The 16,009-nt window shown below is 34.8% G+C and carries 14 protein-coding genes; all 14 read right to left on the reverse strand.

Annotated elements, in window-relative coordinates:
* Positions 1 to 31: 31 nt before the first annotated feature.
* Positions 32 to 511 carry a ComE operon protein 2 gene (locus BR77_RS04215; protein WP_035064036.1) on the reverse strand — a complete coding sequence of 160 codons (480 nt, stop codon included), beginning with the start codon at positions 509 to 511 and terminating at the stop codon, positions 32 to 34.
* Positions 512 to 656: 145 nt separating this feature from the next.
* A complete protein-coding gene (locus tag BR77_RS04220) occupies positions 657 to 1,331 on the reverse strand; it encodes a helix-hairpin-helix domain-containing protein (protein ID WP_015076151.1) in 675 nt (224 codons plus the stop codon).
* Positions 1,332 to 1,440: 109 nt separating this feature from the next.
* The gene (locus BR77_RS04225) at positions 1,441 to 2,478 is read right to left on the reverse strand and encodes a SepM family pheromone-processing serine protease (RefSeq protein ID WP_119906446.1); all 1,038 of its coding nucleotides are present in this window, start codon (positions 2,476 to 2,478) and stop codon (positions 1,441 to 1,443) included.
* An 18-nt stretch (positions 2,479 to 2,496) separates the two neighbouring features.
* On the reverse strand, positions 2,497 to 2,988 hold the full coding sequence (gene coaD, locus BR77_RS04230; RefSeq protein WP_010054805.1) for a pantetheine-phosphate adenylyltransferase: 492 nt from the start codon (positions 2,986 to 2,988) through the stop codon (positions 2,497 to 2,499).
* The gene (rsmD, locus tag BR77_RS04235; RefSeq protein ID WP_080639140.1) at positions 2,981 to 3,595 is read right to left on the reverse strand and encodes a 16S rRNA (guanine(966)-N(2))-methyltransferase RsmD; all 615 of its coding nucleotides are present in this window, start codon (positions 3,593 to 3,595) and stop codon (positions 2,981 to 2,983) included. Before rsmD ends, coaD begins: the two co-directional genes overlap by 8 nt.
* 132 nt (positions 3,596 to 3,727) lie before the next feature.
* Positions 3,728 to 4,063, reverse strand: coding sequence for a YlbG family protein (locus BR77_RS04240; RefSeq protein WP_010054802.1), 336 nt, complete (start codon positions 4,061 to 4,063; stop codon positions 3,728 to 3,730).
* Between the two features lie 15 nt (positions 4,064 to 4,078).
* Positions 4,079 to 4,513 (reverse strand): YlbF/YmcA family competence regulator, encoded by a 435-nt coding sequence (locus BR77_RS04245; RefSeq protein WP_010054801.1) that lies wholly within the window; start codon positions 4,511 to 4,513, stop codon positions 4,079 to 4,081.
* A 99-nt stretch (positions 4,514 to 4,612) separates the two neighbouring features.
* Complete coding sequence (locus BR77_RS04250; protein ID WP_158380499.1) at positions 4,613 to 5,674, reverse strand: CAP-associated domain-containing protein; 1,062 nt, start codon at positions 5,672 to 5,674, stop codon at positions 4,613 to 4,615.
* A 45-nt stretch (positions 5,675 to 5,719) separates the two neighbouring features.
* Complete coding sequence (locus tag BR77_RS04255) at positions 5,720 to 9,151, reverse strand: pyruvate carboxylase (protein ID WP_035064043.1); 3,432 nt, start codon at positions 9,149 to 9,151, stop codon at positions 5,720 to 5,722.
* A 151-nt stretch (positions 9,152 to 9,302) separates the two neighbouring features.
* Entirely contained in the window at positions 9,303 to 10,475 is a 1,173-nt protein-coding gene (locus tag BR77_RS04260; RefSeq protein WP_051926659.1) for an FtsW/RodA/SpoVE family cell cycle protein, read from the reverse strand.
* Positions 10,476 to 10,514: 39 nt separating this feature from the next.
* Positions 10,515 to 10,802 carry an Fpa/YlaN family protein gene (locus tag BR77_RS04265; RefSeq protein ID WP_010054794.1) on the reverse strand — a complete coding sequence of 96 codons (288 nt, stop codon included), beginning with the start codon at positions 10,800 to 10,802 and terminating at the stop codon, positions 10,515 to 10,517.
* Positions 10,803 to 11,079: 277 nt separating this feature from the next.
* Positions 11,080 to 12,921 carry a translational GTPase TypA gene (typA, locus tag BR77_RS04270; protein ID WP_010054793.1) on the reverse strand — a complete coding sequence of 614 codons (1,842 nt, stop codon included), beginning with the start codon at positions 12,919 to 12,921 and terminating at the stop codon, positions 11,080 to 11,082.
* Positions 12,922 to 13,515: 594 nt separating this feature from the next.
* A complete protein-coding gene (gene icd, locus BR77_RS04275; protein WP_016356410.1) occupies positions 13,516 to 14,802 on the reverse strand; it encodes an NADP-dependent isocitrate dehydrogenase in 1,287 nt (428 codons plus the stop codon).
* A complete protein-coding gene (locus BR77_RS04280) occupies positions 14,802 to 15,944 on the reverse strand; it encodes a citrate/2-methylcitrate synthase (RefSeq protein WP_010054791.1) in 1,143 nt (380 codons plus the stop codon). The genes icd and BR77_RS04280 overlap by 1 nt, the downstream gene beginning before the upstream one ends.
* Positions 15,945 to 16,009 lie beyond the last annotated feature (65 nt).

Genomic DNA, 16,009 nt, shown 5'->3' on the forward strand with positions numbered 1-16,009 from the left:
AAAGAGCTGGAAAAATCCAGAAATTACGCATTTATTCTAAGTTGTTTTTCCCATTGCCAAAATCTAATTGTGCAAAATACTCATTTGAGAGTGTGACTTTTTGACATTGAACGTGGGCTTGTTCAATTAATTTTATCGCGTAAGGGTCATTGTGATAGTCCTCTAAATAATGAATTTTTTTAATCCCAGCTTGTAAAATCATTTTTGTACATTGTAAACAAGGAAAGTGCGTTACATAAATTTCTGCATTTTCTGTTCCTACACCAAACTTTGCACATTGTAAAATAGCATTCATTTCAGCATGAATCGTCCTTAAACAATGACCATCTACAATATAACACCCTTCATCAATACAATGGAGATCTCCAGTAACGGAACCATTGTACCCTCCTGCAATAATTCTTTTATCGCGCACAATCGTCGCGCCAACCGTTAATCTTGTACATGTGCTTCGTAAAGACAGCAATAAACTTTGAGCCATAAAATATTGATCCCACGGAATCCTTTTCATCATTTACCCTCCACTAATTTATCAAATTGATTTACCTAATTTTTAATTCTAAACATTTATACTCATAAAACAAGTAAATACTAATTTTAATTTCTTTAAGTATACAAAAGCTAGAATTAAGTTGCAACGCTTTTTCAATTACTAGTTAGCCCACTGTAATTTGCTCTTTTAAGCCTTCAAATATTTTTTCACCAATACCTGATATCTTTTTTAAATCTTCAATACTTTGAAAAGAACCATTTTCTTGCCGATACTCTACAATCATCTGGGCTTTTTTGGCACCAATTCCTGTTAAAGTTTGGAGTTCATTTGCCTCGGCCTGATTTATATTTAACTTGGCCTCAACTTCAGAGTTCTGATCTTTCTGTTTTACATTTTCTTCACGGTCTACTTCTTCAAATTTTGGTTCTTCTCCAATTAATGGGACATAAATAACCATCTGATCTTGTAAACGTAAAGAAAGATTTAAACCTACAGAATCTGCTTCAGTCAAAAAACCACCTGCCAATTCAATTGCATCTATCAAACGCATCTCCGCTTTTACAGAATAAACTCCTGGATTCAAAACAGACCCTTTCACATCTACAACCATCTTCTCATCAGGAACTTCAACATCTTCTTTCCTGCTTTTTTCTTCACTACTATCTTCGTTGAAGAGTGTTGAATCAACTGCTAAACTAGGTATCTCCTCAGAAACAGCTGAGCTTCTTGCAAATACTAAACTTGAAAATATTAACCCTATGCCAAGTACCCCTAAGGCAATCTTGAGTGCGAACAAATGATCCAACATCCATGTTTTTACTTGTTGTATTTTTTCCATACCACCAACCTCCTTTTTTTAACCTTCACAAAGAAAGTATGCATAAATTCAATTTTTAATTTTTAAAATAAAAAAACATTCTAGCGATTATGCCAGAATGTTTTTTCCTTTATTTTTCTAAATAATCCACTGCATCTTGGAAAGTTTTTACAGGGACAATTTTCATTTTCGTACCAATTTTTTTTGCAGCTGCTTTAGCTTCTTCATAATTCGTTTTTAATTCCGGATATTTCTTTTTAATAGCCGGATCAATCTCATCATCTGGTGCAAAGAAAATAGTCGCTCCTTCTTTATCTGCTGCTACCACTTTTTTATCAATTCCACCAATTCGTCCAACCGTTCCATCTGGTGAAATCGTCCCTGTACCAGCAATTTGACGTCCATCTCGTAAATTAATTCCTTTTAATTGAGTATAAATCTCTAAACTAAACATTAACCCAGCAGACGGCCCACCAATTTCTTCTGTATTTACATCAACAGGAATTGTAGTTGTGATCGTTGTGTCATTTACCAAACTAATTCCTAATCCGGCTTTTTTATCCGTATCCATTTTCATTAATGGAGCCGAAACTTTTTTTTCTGACCCATTCCGATTGACAACTACATCAATTTCTTCCCCAACTTTTTTAGATTTTACATAGTCAATAAACTCTTCTGAACTTTTGAATGAGTGCCCATCTAGAGAAACAATTGTATCCCCAACTTCTAATTTCCCTTTGAATTTTGATTCATCCAGAATCGACATCACATAAACACCTTTATAATGTGTTTTATATTCAGCGCCTGCTGTTCGATAAGCTAGCTCAATAGCAGCGTTCACCGAACTTGTCATATAATAGTCTTGTACTTGATTGAACTCCTTATTTGAGCTGACATCACCATAAAGTTCTTTTTTAGTTAGTCCTTCATGAAAGGGTAAAAAGCGCATAAAATAGGTAAAGGCTGTTGCTTGCCGAACACCAACAGTCGTTAACATAAAACTACCATCTTCTTTATCTTTTTGATTATCAACGCTGATAAGTTCATTCAAATGAACCGCCGATCCAGGAGATTCAATAAAATACGGAATGGGTACAACTAAGCCTAAAACAATTAAAATAGCAATAATCGGGAGGATATATTTTGTTTTTTTTGGTTTATTAGTCATCATTTCCACTCTTTTCTGCTAATTTAATTTTTTGTATTTTTCTTTAATGGCTTCATTTACTACTTTAGGAACAAATGCAGAAATATCGCCACCAAAACGGGCTACTTCTTTAATTAAACTTGAACTGAGAAAACGATACTTCTCATCAGCCAATAAAATAACCGTTTCAATCTCTTCATTTAATTGTTTATTCATTAAGGCAATATTCGTTTCATATTCAAAATCTAAAGTATTTCGCATACCACGTATCATGGCAGTAATTTCCAAGTCCTTAGCTAAATCAATCGTCAATCCTCCAACATGAGAAATAACCTGAACATTTTCAATGTGTTGTAATGATTTTTCAATCAAGTCAATTTTTTCATTCGAATTAAATAAAGATACTTTAGAAGTATTCGTTAAAACAGCAATAATAACCTCATCAAAAAGCTTTGCAGCTCGCTGAATAGTATCAACATGACCATTAGTTAATGGATCAAAACTACCAGGAAATAGCGCTTTTTTACTCATCTTCTTCACTCTTTTCATCTAATTGATAAATAACAATCTTTGTCATTCCATAACTTTCTCTACGTGTTGCTACCAAGCCTGCAACCTTATCAGGTAAATCCGTTTTCTTATCAACTTCACAAATGATTTTTCCATTTGAGTTTAATAAATGTTTATCCATAATTTGGGTAAGTTGTTTTTCAATTTCTTGTTTCATATAAGGAGGGTCCATAAAAATCAAATCAAAGGCTTGATTTTGTCTACTTAAAGCATCTAAAGCACGATTCGCTTCATTTCGATAAAGTTGAAATTTCTCAGGCTCTTTCGTCATTTCAATATTTTCTTTAATTGTTTTGATTGCAAGAATTTCTTTATCAATTAAAATCGCTTTATCAAAACCACGAGATACAGCTTCAATCGCTAATCCACCACTTCCTGCAAATAAATCTAAGCAAACACCACCATCAAAATAAGGACCAATAATATTAAAAATTGATTCTTTAATTTTATCAGTTGTTGGACGGGTATTAGTTCCTGGGACAGCCTTTATTTTTCTACCACCATATTCACCTGAAATAACGCGCATAACTAGCTCCTTCTTTTTACATATTTTTTCTTTATTATTCATTTTAACAGAAAATTTTCTACTTATTTAGTTTTTTTACTTTAATTGCTAAAAAAATCCATCATTCATCATATAAATTTCACAATTTTAAACAAAAAAAGTAACTGTGAACACTGTCACAGTCACTTTTCATAATTAAACCATTTCTTTTAACTTTAATTGAGTAGCTCCCTCAATCATCGCAATTTCTTCTGCATCTTCAACTTCTTTACGATTTTTAGCTTTTCCAATCCGATCACCAAAATCCATATTGATTTCTGGTCTCATAGAAAGATCAACTTTTCGTACGAAATGAAGCCCATTTAGTTTTTTTTCTGTCGTTTCTACTTCAGACTTATCAACATAAATGACAACATATTTCATGCGCTTCGACACGTAATGGATAAGCCCAAAACGTTTTAGTGTTTTTAAATGCCGCAAACTATATACCCAGACAATAATCCCTTGTCGTTCATTTAAAATTAACTCCATTTTGTGCTCACCATCCTATCCACAACCGCAACCTCCACCAGTTCCACAACCACTTGCTCCTGTTGCAAAAAATGGATTCCCAGCTGGTACTTTTATTGTATCTGACACCGCTCTTGCTAGCGTTAAACTGACTTCATCTAAAATGGTTTGTAAATCTGTTTCAACTAATCGATACTGATAAACGAACTCATCAACATCCATTTCACGTTTTAAACGACGAACTTCACGATTTTTTTCTTTAAAATCTGGTGCAAATTTACCGTAAACTTCAATTTCTTCAAAAGCTTTTTTAGCTTGATTAAAAGCATGAATTTTAGCTTGTGCAGCTTCATCTTGTTCTAAAGCAATTTTAGCAGCACAATAATTTTGCCCGATATCACTTTCCATAATACTTTGAACTAAAGCAAATGCCTCTGTCTCCATATCAAGGTAATCTTCTGTAACAATCATAGGAAACCTTCTTTCATCTATAATCAAATTTAGTTCAACTATCGATAGTCTGTAGAAAAACATCTGATACTCATTCTATTTTTAGTATACAGAGAAGTATTAGAGTTTGTCAAGGGAGTCTAATAATAGGATTACTTCTTGATTTTGATAACGAATCCCACTATTTCTAAGCTTTTTATTCATTAAGAGTTCACGTTGGGTTTCTAAACTGAACCAATAACTCATGACCCATGTAGCGTCAGATGTATGATTTAAATATAAACTATCACTATCTTTTGCTCCACTAGAATCTTTAGTCACAACTTCAGAAATTTGTTTATTACTTAAACCTTTGGATTGAATTTCTTCGTCTGTTCGCGAATTATACGTCGTAAAAACAGATGTAGCTAATTTAGTTAATTCTACATTTTCAATTAAGCTATTTAGCTGATTTCGTCTTCGAAGTACGTTAATCATTTCAAGCGTTTGTTTTTCATTTGCTTGATTGACTAATTCCCAATCAAGTTGTTCGTTAATAATAGTAGAAATAGGCGTCATTGACGCTACTTCATAGACATTGAGATGGAGTAATACATCCGCATCTAAATAACGAACACCAAGAATTTCATTTGACACTTGATCTAACATTAGCATTGCAAAAGTTCCATTATCAAAAGCAACCAAAGGATGATAATTCATATCTGCCTCAGAAAGTTCAATTTGATAAACATCTTCATTAAAATTTATCTCAAAATTAGGATAAAGTGTTGTTACTTGATAGATATCATCAATGTTCATACCAATTTCAAATGGTTCTACCGTCAATTCTTTACCTAAAGCAAAAACAGTTACAACTTGTCCATTATTCACACCTACTTGCAAATAATTACGATCTTGTTGATTATAAATCCACCATTCAAATCCATAAGCCGTTGGATCTTTTCTTGTAGGTTCACCATATTTTTCAGTTATTTTAGAAACTGGTTGGTGAATATAAGCAGCAAAACCAGTTGCTGGAATTGTTTCTTGCACCATGCCCGTTTTAGGTTTATCCATTTCTTGTCCTGTTTCATGTGTATTAGCAGGAACTTTGGGATTATCTTTTGATTGTAAAATAGGTGTAGCATAAAATATAATCATTAAAACAATAAATAGGGGAATAGCTCTTAAAAAAGTTTTCATACTCTTTTCAATCCTCATTTCTAAAGCGTACCCCTATTATCGCATTTATCTAGGTTTAATTTCAATCAATAAATCGCCTGTTTCAATAATATCTTCATTTTGAACATAAATTTGATCGACAATCCCCTCAAAGTTAGCTTGAATTGTTGTTTCCATCTTCATAGCTTCAGTGATTAAAATCGGTTGCCCTGCTTTAACACGCTCGCCTTTTTCTACTAATACTTCCAAAACAGAACCTGGCATCGTTGCTCCAACTTGCTCTTTATTCGTTGGCTCAGCTTTTCTGCGTAAAGTAGCTGTCCCTTTAATACTAATATCTTTAATCACAACTTCACGCCCTTGACCATTTAACTCGAAGTACAAAATACGATTCCCTTCAGAATCAGGTTCGCCTACTTCGATTAATTTAATAATCAACGTTTTACCTTTTTCAATTCGAACTTCCACAGATTCACCGTGACGCATTCCATGGAAGAATGTTGGCGTATCAAGTAAGGTCACATCTCCATATTGATCATGCATTTTGCAATACTCTAAGAATACTTGAGGGTACATAATGTAACTCAGCACATCTTCATGAGTGGGCTCTTCTCCCATTTTTTCAGCTAATTCTTTTTTCACAGCTGCAAAATCGACCGATTTAGCTAATGAACCAGGACGAACAGTGATTGCTTTTTTGTCTTTTAAGATTATTTTTTGTAATTTCTCAGGGAATCCGCCAACAGGTTGACCTAAATCGCCTCTAAAGAAACCAATAACAGAATCTGGGAAATCAATTGAAGCACCTTTTTCATAAACATCTGCTTCACTTAAACCATTCTGAATCATAAATAAGGCCATATCTCCAACAACTTTAGAAGAAGGCGTTACTTTGACTACATCGCCAAACATTTGGTTTACAGTTGAATACATCTGTTTAACTTCTTCCCACTTCTCACCTAGCCCAACAGCTTTTGCTTGTTGTTGCAGATTAGAATACTGACCACCAGGCATTTCATGTTGATAAACTTCTGTTTGTGGTGCACTAATTCCATTTTCAAAATCTGTATAAAAACCACGTACATCTTCCCAGTAATGGTTTAATTGTTGGACATTTTTAATCTCAATATCAGGTGTCCGATCACCATTAACTAAGGCATAATATAAACTACTCATACTTGGCTGACTAGTCGCTCCACTAATTGCACTCATTGCAACATCGACAATATCGACACCCGCTTTAACTGCTGAGGCGTATGTGAAGATACCATTCCCACTTGTGTCATGAGTATGCAAATGAATTGGCACATCCACAGTTGCTTTCAGTTCACTGATTAAGCGATAAGCAGCTTGTGGCATTAATAAACCCGCCATGTCTTTCAAGGCAATGATATGGGCTCCTTGACGTTCCAGCTCCAATGCCATTTCTTTGTAATAGTCCACTGTATATTTCGCTCGTTTAGGATCATTAATATCTCCGGTATAACAAATTGCCGCTTCAGCAATTTTTCCAGTATCACGAACTGCTTGAATACTTTTTTCCATTTGTGGAATCCAGTTTAAGCTATCAAATATACGGAAAACGTCAATTCCATTAGTTGCTGCTTGCTGAATAAATTCAACAATAACATTGTCCGGATAATTTTGGTATCCAACGGCATTCGACCCTCTAAATAGCATTTGGAATAACGTATTTGGCATCCGACGGCGTAATTTTCTTAATCTTTCCCATGGATCTTCGTTTAAGAAACGATAAGCTACATCGAAGGTTGCTCCACCCCATATTTCTTCTGAGAATAATTGCGGAATACCTTTTTGTGTTTCCTCAGCAATATTCACAAAATCTTGTGTTCTCACACGTGTCGCTAATAAACTTTGGTGAGCATCTCTAAAGGTTGTATCCGTTAAAAGAACTTGGTTTTGATTTTTTACCCATTCAACAACGGCGTCTGCCCCTTGGCTATCTAAAATATTTTTAGCACTTACATATGGTTCATTCGGTAAAATTAATTTACTTGGTACTCGCGCTGCCTCTAAGAATTTTTTCTCGCCTTTTTCGATACCAGGGAAACCATTGACCGTTATATTGCCAATATATTTCATTGTTTTATTGCCACGATCTCGTGTTTTAGGGAAAATAAATAACTCTGGAGATGTATCAATAAAAGTTGTTTTGGCATTACCTGATAAAAAGATTGGATGTGAAATAACATTTTGCATAAACGGAATATTCGTTTTAACGCCACGAATTCTAAATTCTTTCAACGAACGATCCATTTTTTTCACAGCATCATCAAACGTCATTCCTTGCACACAAACTTTAACTAGCAACGAATCGAAAAATGGCGAAACTACGCTTCCTTGGAAACCATTACCCGCATCTAAACGAATCCCAAAACCACCTGGTGAACGATACGTATCAATTTTACCTGTATCTGGTAAAAAGTTATTCATTGGATCTTCGGTTGTAATTCGACATTGAATAGCTGCACCAATCATATGCAAATCTTTTTGCTGTGGCAAATGCATGTCTTTAAATAAATCCATTCCCATCGCAATTTTAATTTGTGATTGAACAATATCAATACCTGTAATCATTTCAGTAATTGTATGCTCTACTTGAACACGTGGATTTACCTCAATAAAATAAAAACGGTCATCCTCTAATAAAAATTCTACTGTCCCAGCATTTATATAGCCTACATGCTTCATTAATTGAACAGCTGCGTCACACATTTCATGGCGTAACTCTGTTGAAATAGACACACATGGAGCTACTTCTACAACCTTTTGATGACGACGCTGCACAGAACAATCTCTCTCAAATAAATGGAGTACATTTCCATGAGTATCGCCTAAAATCTGCACTTCAATATGTTTGGGGCTAGAAATATAGCGTTCAACATAAACTTCATCACTACCAAAAGCTGCTTTAGCCTCACTTTTAGCACGTTCATAACTATCTTTCGCCTCCGCTTTGGATGCCGCAACACGCATGCCACGTCCTCCGCCACCAAGCGCCGCTTTTACCATAATTGGATACCCATGAGTTTCTCCAAATTCAAGAACCTCGTCTAAACTATTTACAGGTCCATTTGTACCAGGAATCGATTGAATACCGGCTGCAACAGCCGCTTCTTTTGCTTTAATTTTATCTCCAAAGATATCTAAATGATGCAAGCTAGGACCAATAAAAATAATCCCTTCTTCTTGACAACGACGAGCAAAGGTCAAATTTTCAGATAGAAAACCATAACCAGGATGAATCGCATCCGCTCCCGCATATTTTGCAATCCGGATCATGTCTTCAATATCTAAGTAGGCTTCAATTGGTTTCTTTCCTTTTCCCACCAAATAAGCTTCATCTGCTTTAAAACGATGCACAGAACCCGCGTCTTCTTGCGCATAAACAGCAACTGTATCAATGTGTAACTCTGTACAGGCTCTAAAAATTCGAATCGCAATTTCCCCACGATTAGCTACTAATATCTTTTTCATGATCCCCACTCCTCTAATTATTAATGTTTATTTCATTAGTCTATTCTGTTTTATAGAAAAAAAAGACCTCATCAAGCTGAAGTCCTTTTCTGCTTATTTTTCATTATACACAATTCTTGCATCAGTTAACATCAATTTCTCTAATTGTTTTCTAATTTCTTTTTTCAGCTATTCTTTTTTGTTGATTTATTTTCTCAGTAGCACTAACGTTTAGCACTAAACCAATCGAAATCGTCAATACAAGCGTACTAGAGCCTCCGTAACTTATAAAAGGGAATGTTACTCCCGTAATCGGTAAAAGCCCAATTACACCGCCTAAATTGATAAATCCTTGGACTAATAACATTGTTGCAATCCCAATACATAGTAACGAGCCAAAAGCATCTTTTGCCCGAATACCAATTAGATAAATTCTTAAAATCAAAAAAACAAAAATCGAAACGACTACGAGTACCCCGACCAGGCCTAACTCTTCGCCTAAAATAGAAATAATAAAATCGGTAAACGGTTCTGGCAAATAACCCGTTTTTTGAACACTCTGTCCAATCCCAACCCCGAATAAGCCACCTCGACTTAGCGCATAGTATGAATTAATTAACTGTGTGCCCGCTGTGTCAGAAACTGAAAAAGGGTCCCAAAAAGCCAGAAAACGATCATATTGATACTCTTGTAAAAAAAAGAGCTTCGTGCCATAAACCTTTACAAGTTCTAAAATCCCATAAATTAAGGCCATGCCTGCAATTCCTAATGATATCCCTAAAGAAGCAGAAACCCCACTAGCAAAAATCATGACCACACCGATTACCAAGATAATTCCAGCTCCACCAATATCTGGCTGCATAATAATTAAAGCTAAGAAAATCAAAAAGATCGTCACCGGTGGAGTGATTGTTTTCCTAAATTCATGAACAATTCCTTTTTGTTTCTTAGAAAAAATAAAAGCAAAATACCAAATAATGACAATCTTAGCATATTCGGCTGGCTGCACACTAATCCCTGCAATCCTTAGCCATCCTGCGGCTCCATTCAACTCTTTTCCAAAGAAAAAAAGGTATAATAGCATCACTAAAATAACCATCACTGCGGACATCATTAATCGCTTTGATTTGAAAAGTTCATATTTAAAAAGTAAAACGAACATCGTAACAAAAAAGCCTAATAAAACAAAGACGCCTTGTTGTTTAAAAAAAGTGTCTGGTGCCGCATTAATCGGCGCAATGGTTGCTGCAAAACTACTTGCACTATAAACCATAAGAACCCCAAAAACTGACAGTACAATGTAAGGGATAAAGATATAATAATCAATATTTTTTAATTTTTTCATTGATTCGGCTAGCTTAAATAGCCTTGCCTCCCTTATTTCTTATACTTGTTCTTTCTTTTCATCATACATTTCAGTATAGACATCGTTTAAATTTTTCTCTAAATCGCTTAAAACGCGATGACCTTCTGTATCTGTTAGAACACCTATTTTAACTGCATAGTCAACCTCTTTAGAAAAGCCATACATTTGAGTATCAACAACTTCTTCAAAAGCTGGACATTGTGCCAAACATAGATGTTGCTTTTGACTATTAATTAAATTATAAATTTTTTCAGCATCTGCCATTAAGATATCTAATGCTGTCTGTTTTTGAACAAATTCATTCATAATTGGGTTCTCCTCCTCTATTCATTCTATTCTATTATAGCATAAATATATATACTATATAATAACACAGAAAGCATAAATTCTCTCAATTTTTCATTAATTAATTTAAATTATACGACTCACTTCCAATTCAAATTAAATAAATACAATCTAAATGACTCGTTCCTTTCTATTCCAATGTTTCCATTATTTTATCTCATCCTACGCTTAATCAATCTAATACAAATAAAAAAACAGCTAAAACCTCAATTGGCTTTAACTGTTTTTCAACTATTTATTATTCAGTTGCTAAACGTTTTTTCTTAGCAGATTTTTCACGTTCGTTTTTATTTAATACTTGTTTACGCAAACGAATGCTTTCTGGTGTTACTTCACAGTACTCATCGTCTCCTAAGAATTCTAATGATTCTTCTAGAGATAACGTACGAGGACGTTTGATGACATTTGTTTGATCTTTATTCGCTGAACGAACGTTGGTCATTTGTTTCGCTTTAGTGATATTAACTGTAATATCATTTTCACGAGAGTTTTCTCCAACAATCATTCCTTCATAAATTTCAACACCTGGTTCGATAAAGATTGTTCCACGGTCTTCAACACCCATAATTCCGTAAGTCGTTGTTTTACCAGTTTCAGTTGAAACTAATGCACCATTACGACGTCCGCCAATTTTACCAGCAGCTAACGGTAAATATTGATCGAATGTATGGTTCATAATACCGTAACCACGAGTCATTGAAAGGAACTCAGTTGAGTAACCAATCAATCCACGAGCAGGAGCAAGGAACGTTAAACGAACTTGTCCATTTCCGTTATTTTGCATATCTTGCATTTCGCCTTTACGTTGGCTTAATGATTCAATGATTGATCCCATATATTCTTCTGGAGTGTCAATTTGAACTAATTCAAAAGGCTCACAAACTTTTCCATCAAATTGTTTCAAGATAACAGATGGACGTGATACTTGTAATTCATAACCTTCACGACGCATATTTTCAATTAAGATTGACAAATGTAATTCGCCACGACCAGATACGATCCAAGCATCAGGAGAACCTGTACTTTCAACACGTAAAGACACATCTGTGTGCAATTGAGACATTAAACGTTCTTCAATTTTACGAGATGTTACCCATTTACCTTCGCGTCCTGCGAATGGAGAGTTATTTACTAAGAAAGTCATTTGTAAAGTTGGTTCATCAATGTGTAAAACTGGTAATGGATCTTGATGATCAACAGGTGTTACTGTTTCTCCAACAAAGATATCTTCCATACCAGATACTGCGATTAAATCACCAGCAATAGCTTCATTAATTTCAACACGAGAAAGTCCGAAGAAACCAAATAATTTTGTTACACGGAAATTTTTAGTTGATCCATCTAATTTTGTTAATGTTACGTTATCGCCAACTTTAATTTTCCCACGGAAAACACGGCCGATTCCGATACGTCCAACATAGTCATTGTAGTCTAACAATGATACTTGGAATTGTAACGGTTCGTCACTATTATCAATAGGAGCTGGAATAGCTTCGATAATTGTATCAAAAACATTATCCATTGTTGCTTCTTGATCATTTTTATCGTCAGACATGCTTGAAGTTCCATTCATCGCTGAAGCGTAAATAACTGGGAACTCTAATTGATCATCATCTGCACCTAATTCAATAAATAATTCTAATACTTCATCAACAACTTCTGCAGGACGAGCTGCATCACGGTCAATTTTATTTACAACAACAATCGGTGTTAATTTTTGTTCTAAGGCTTTTTTCAATACAAAACGCGTTTGCGGCATTGTACCTTCGTAAGCATCAACAACTAAAACAACTCCATCAACCATTTTCATGATACGTTCAACTTCGCCACCGAAATCCGCGTGACCAGGTGTATCCATAATGTTAATGCGAGTGCCTTTATAATCAACAGCCGTGTTTTTAGCTAAAATTGTGATACCACGTTCTTTTTCAATATCACCAGAATCCATTGCTCTTTCTGCTAATTCATTGTGTGAATCTAATGTTTCTGATTGTTTTAACAATTCATCCACTAGAGTCGTTTTACCATGGTCAACGTGGGCAATGATTGCAACGTTTCTAATGTCAGTTCTTCTTTTCATAAATATTTTCCTCCGAGACTCTTTAAGAGTTATTTCAATGCTATACTGATTCGCTATCCACTTCTAAGTGTAAAACAGTTCGCTTCAAGCTACATCTAGTAAGCTACTTGGGAACTTTTCATAAGTTTCTGCAAAATCCAAAGTGAAAACGCATTGAAAACTTATGAAGACAACTATCAACTTGTCTAGTCTAACACTAAATCGGGACTTTGAAAAGAAAAAAATCTTGGTTTTGCAGGTTTTTTTTTAGAAAACGTTTCATTAATGAAAAATTCTTCATTTTTTTCTCCGCCTCTCTTCTTTTTATTTTTTTAAAACAACTAGCACAACTCGCTTTAAAGTTGATACTTCAACTGTTCCTTCAAAATAAATAACACCTCTAAATTCCATTTTAATTGAATTGAAAATCTTTTTCAACTCTTATGTGCATTCAAAAACAAAGTCAAAAATTCTTTATTTTAAAGGACCTTTTCGCATAAATCCTACTATATCAAAAGTAAAAATCTCATTTACTTATTAAAATGGACAGAAAAATAGTATCCCTATACTTAACGAATGTCAGGCAAGAAATACTATTTTCTGATTCTATTTAAATTATTGCAATGAACTAGCCTGAATCAGCTTAACTAACTCTTCACCAAATCCAGAACAACTAAGTTCAGTTGCCTGAGGCATCTGTCTCGCAAAATCCATCGTAACAGTTTTATTTGCAATGGCTTGTTCAATACTTGACGTAATCAACTCAGCAACTTCTCCCCAGCCTAGATAATCAAATAATAACGCACCTGATAGTAATAAAGATGAGGGATTCAATTGATTTAAGCCAGCAAATTCAGGTGCTGTTCCATGTGTCGCTTCAAAAATACCGTGACCTGTTTCCTCATTTAAATTAGCTCCCGGTGCAATTCCAATGCCTCCAACTTGCGCTGCTAGTGCATCTGAAATATAATCTCCATTTAAATTCAACGTAGCAATCACATCGTAATCAGCTGGATGAATCAAGATTTCTTGCAGAAAAATATCGGCAATCTTGTCTTTAATGATTAATTTACCTTCTGCTAAAGCTTGTTTATAGGCTTCTTCTGCCTGGTTTTTGCCTTGCTCTTCTTTAATTTTTTGATACTTAGTCCAAGTAAATACATCCTTACCAAATTCTTTTTCAGCTAACTCATAACCCCAATTTTTAAAACCACCTTCAGTAAATTTCATAATATTACCTTTATGAACTAAAGTAACGGACTTACGTTTATGAGAAAGTGCATGCTGAATTGCACTTCGGACTAAACGTTCTGTTCCTTCTTTTGAAACTGGCTTCACTCCAATTGCCGAGGACTCAGGAAATCTAATTTTATCAACATTAAACTCATTTTTTAAAAAGGCAATTAACTTATTTGCTTCAGGACTACCTGCTGCAAACTCAATTCCAGCATAGATATCTTCCGTATTTTCTCTAAATATTTGCATATCCGTTAATTCTGGATGACGCATAGGCGAAGGTACTCCTTTGAAATAACGAACTGGACGATAGCAAATATACAAATCTAAGGTTTGCCTTAAAGTAACATTAAGTGACCTAAATCCACCTCCAATTGGAGTGGTTAATGGCCCTTTAATCGCCACATAATGACTTTTTATAATTTCCAATGTCTCGTCAGGCAACCAATTCCCAGTTGAATTAAAAGCCTTCTCACCAGCGAATACTTCTTGCCAGATTACTTTCCGTTCATTCCCATACGCCTTTGAAACCGCTGCTTCAAATACCGCTTTAGCTGCTTGCCAAATTTCCGGACCAATCCCGTCGCCTTCAATAAATGGAATAATCGGAAAATTAGGCACCTTTAGTTGACCATGTTCAAATTCGATTTTTGTACCTTGACTCATCATTCAGCTCCCCCTATAGACACTTCTTTATTTAATGGTGTATAAACTTGATTTTGTGGTCCAACATAGTGAGACCTTGGTCGGATTAAACAATCTTCAACTTTTTGCTCATAAATATGACCTAGCCAACCTGAAACACGGCTCATAGCAAAAAGTAAGGTAAATAAGTCACTATCAATACCTAAACAATGGTAAACCGTTGCTGAATAAAAATCGACATTTGGAATTAAACCTTTTGTTTCTTTTAAGTACTCTTCAACTTGACAAGATAAAAAATACCACTGCTCTTTTCCATTAGCCATTGTCAATTCTTTAGCTAGTTTTTTCAAATGCTTTTTACGAGGATCTTCGGTTTTATAGACACGATGCCCAAAACCCATGACTTTTTCTTTACGGCTTAACTTTTGATCTAGATACTCTTCCACACTTAAATTTCCAGCTTCAATTTCTAGTAACATATCAAAAACACGCTCGTTCGCTCCACCATGTAACGGGCCTTTCAAAGAACCAATAGCTGCAGTAATACACGAGTAACTATCCGAAGATGTTGAGGCACAAACTCTAGCTGTAAATGTGCTAGCATTCAGATCGTGGTCCGCATGCAAAACTAAGGCTTCATTCATAGCTGAAACAGCTTGTTCATCTGCCTCTTCCCCTGTTAACATATACATGAAATTAGCCGCAAAAGACAAATCATAGCGTGGTGCAATCGGATCTAATCCGACTCGTAAACGAGAATAGGCTGCAATAATAGTTGGTATTTTAGCTTGTAAAGATAAACTTTGTTCATAAACAGCCTCAGGATTAATTTCTTCTGCTTTTGGGTCGAAAACGCCTAATAATGAAACAGTTGAACGAAGCACACTCATTGGATGTAAATTTTGCCTTGTCTGAATTTTCAAACACGTAATAATCGTATCTGAAATGGCCATATTTGCTTGTAATTCTTGTATGAAAATAGAAAATTCCAGTTCTGTCGGCATTTTCAAATGCCACAATAAATAAACAACTTCCTCAAAGGAGACATTTTTTTCAACTAGCTCATCAATATTATATCCAGCAAAAAGTAATTGATTTTCTACAATTGAGCTAATTTTCGTTTCAGAAACAATCACACCTTCTAACCCCTTATGAATTTCCATTCTATCTCCCCCTAAAGTAAGTAGAAAAACTAAGAGCATTATCTCTTAGTTTTTCTACTCATATC

Origin of the sequence: Carnobacterium maltaromaticum DSM 20342 (assembly GCF_000744945.1) — a bacterium.
In the GTDB taxonomy this organism is placed as follows: domain Bacteria; phylum Bacillota; class Bacilli; order Lactobacillales; family Carnobacteriaceae; genus Carnobacterium; species Carnobacterium maltaromaticum.

Coding starts and splice junctions, on each gene's coding strand:
- BR77_RS04215 (WP_035064036.1), bottom strand. CDS start 511: ATGAAAAGGATTCCGTGGGATCAATATTTTATGGCTCAAAGTTTATTG.
- BR77_RS04220 (WP_015076151.1), bottom strand. CDS start 1,331: ATGGAAAAAATACAACAAGTAAAAACATGGATGTTGGATCATTTGTTC.
- BR77_RS04225 (WP_119906446.1), bottom strand. CDS start 2,478: ATGACTAATAAACCAAAAAAAACAAAATATATCCTCCCGATTATTGCT.
- coaD (WP_010054805.1), bottom strand. CDS start 2,988: ATGAGTAAAAAAGCGCTATTTCCTGGTAGTTTTGATCCATTAACTAAT.
- rsmD (WP_080639140.1), bottom strand. CDS start 3,595: ATGAATAATAAAGAAAAAATATGTAAAAAGAAGGAGCTAGTTATGCGC.
- BR77_RS04240 (WP_010054802.1), bottom strand. CDS start 4,063: ATGGAGTTAATTTTAAATGAACGACAAGGGATTATTGTCTGGGTATAT.
- BR77_RS04245 (WP_010054801.1), bottom strand. CDS start 4,513: ATGATTGTTACAGAAGATTACCTTGATATGGAGACAGAGGCATTTGCT.
- BR77_RS04250 (WP_158380499.1), bottom strand. CDS start 5,674: ATGAAAACTTTTTTAAGAGCTATTCCCCTATTTATTGTTTTAATGATT.
- BR77_RS04255 (WP_035064043.1), bottom strand. CDS start 9,151: ATGAAAAAGATATTAGTAGCTAATCGTGGGGAAATTGCGATTCGAATT.
- BR77_RS04260 (WP_051926659.1), bottom strand. CDS start 10,475: ATGAAAAAATTAAAAAATATTGATTATTATATCTTTATCCCTTACATT.
- BR77_RS04265 (WP_010054794.1), bottom strand. CDS start 10,802: ATGAATGAATTTGTTCAAAAACAGACAGCATTAGATATCTTAATGGCA.
- typA (WP_010054793.1), bottom strand. CDS start 12,921: ATGAAAAGAAGAACTGACATTAGAAACGTTGCAATCATTGCCCACGTT.
- icd (WP_016356410.1), bottom strand. CDS start 14,802: ATGAGTCAAGGTACAAAAATCGAATTTGAACATGGTCAACTAAAGGTG.
- BR77_RS04280 (WP_010054791.1), bottom strand. CDS start 15,944: ATGGAAATTCATAAGGGGTTAGAAGGTGTGATTGTTTCTGAAACGAAA.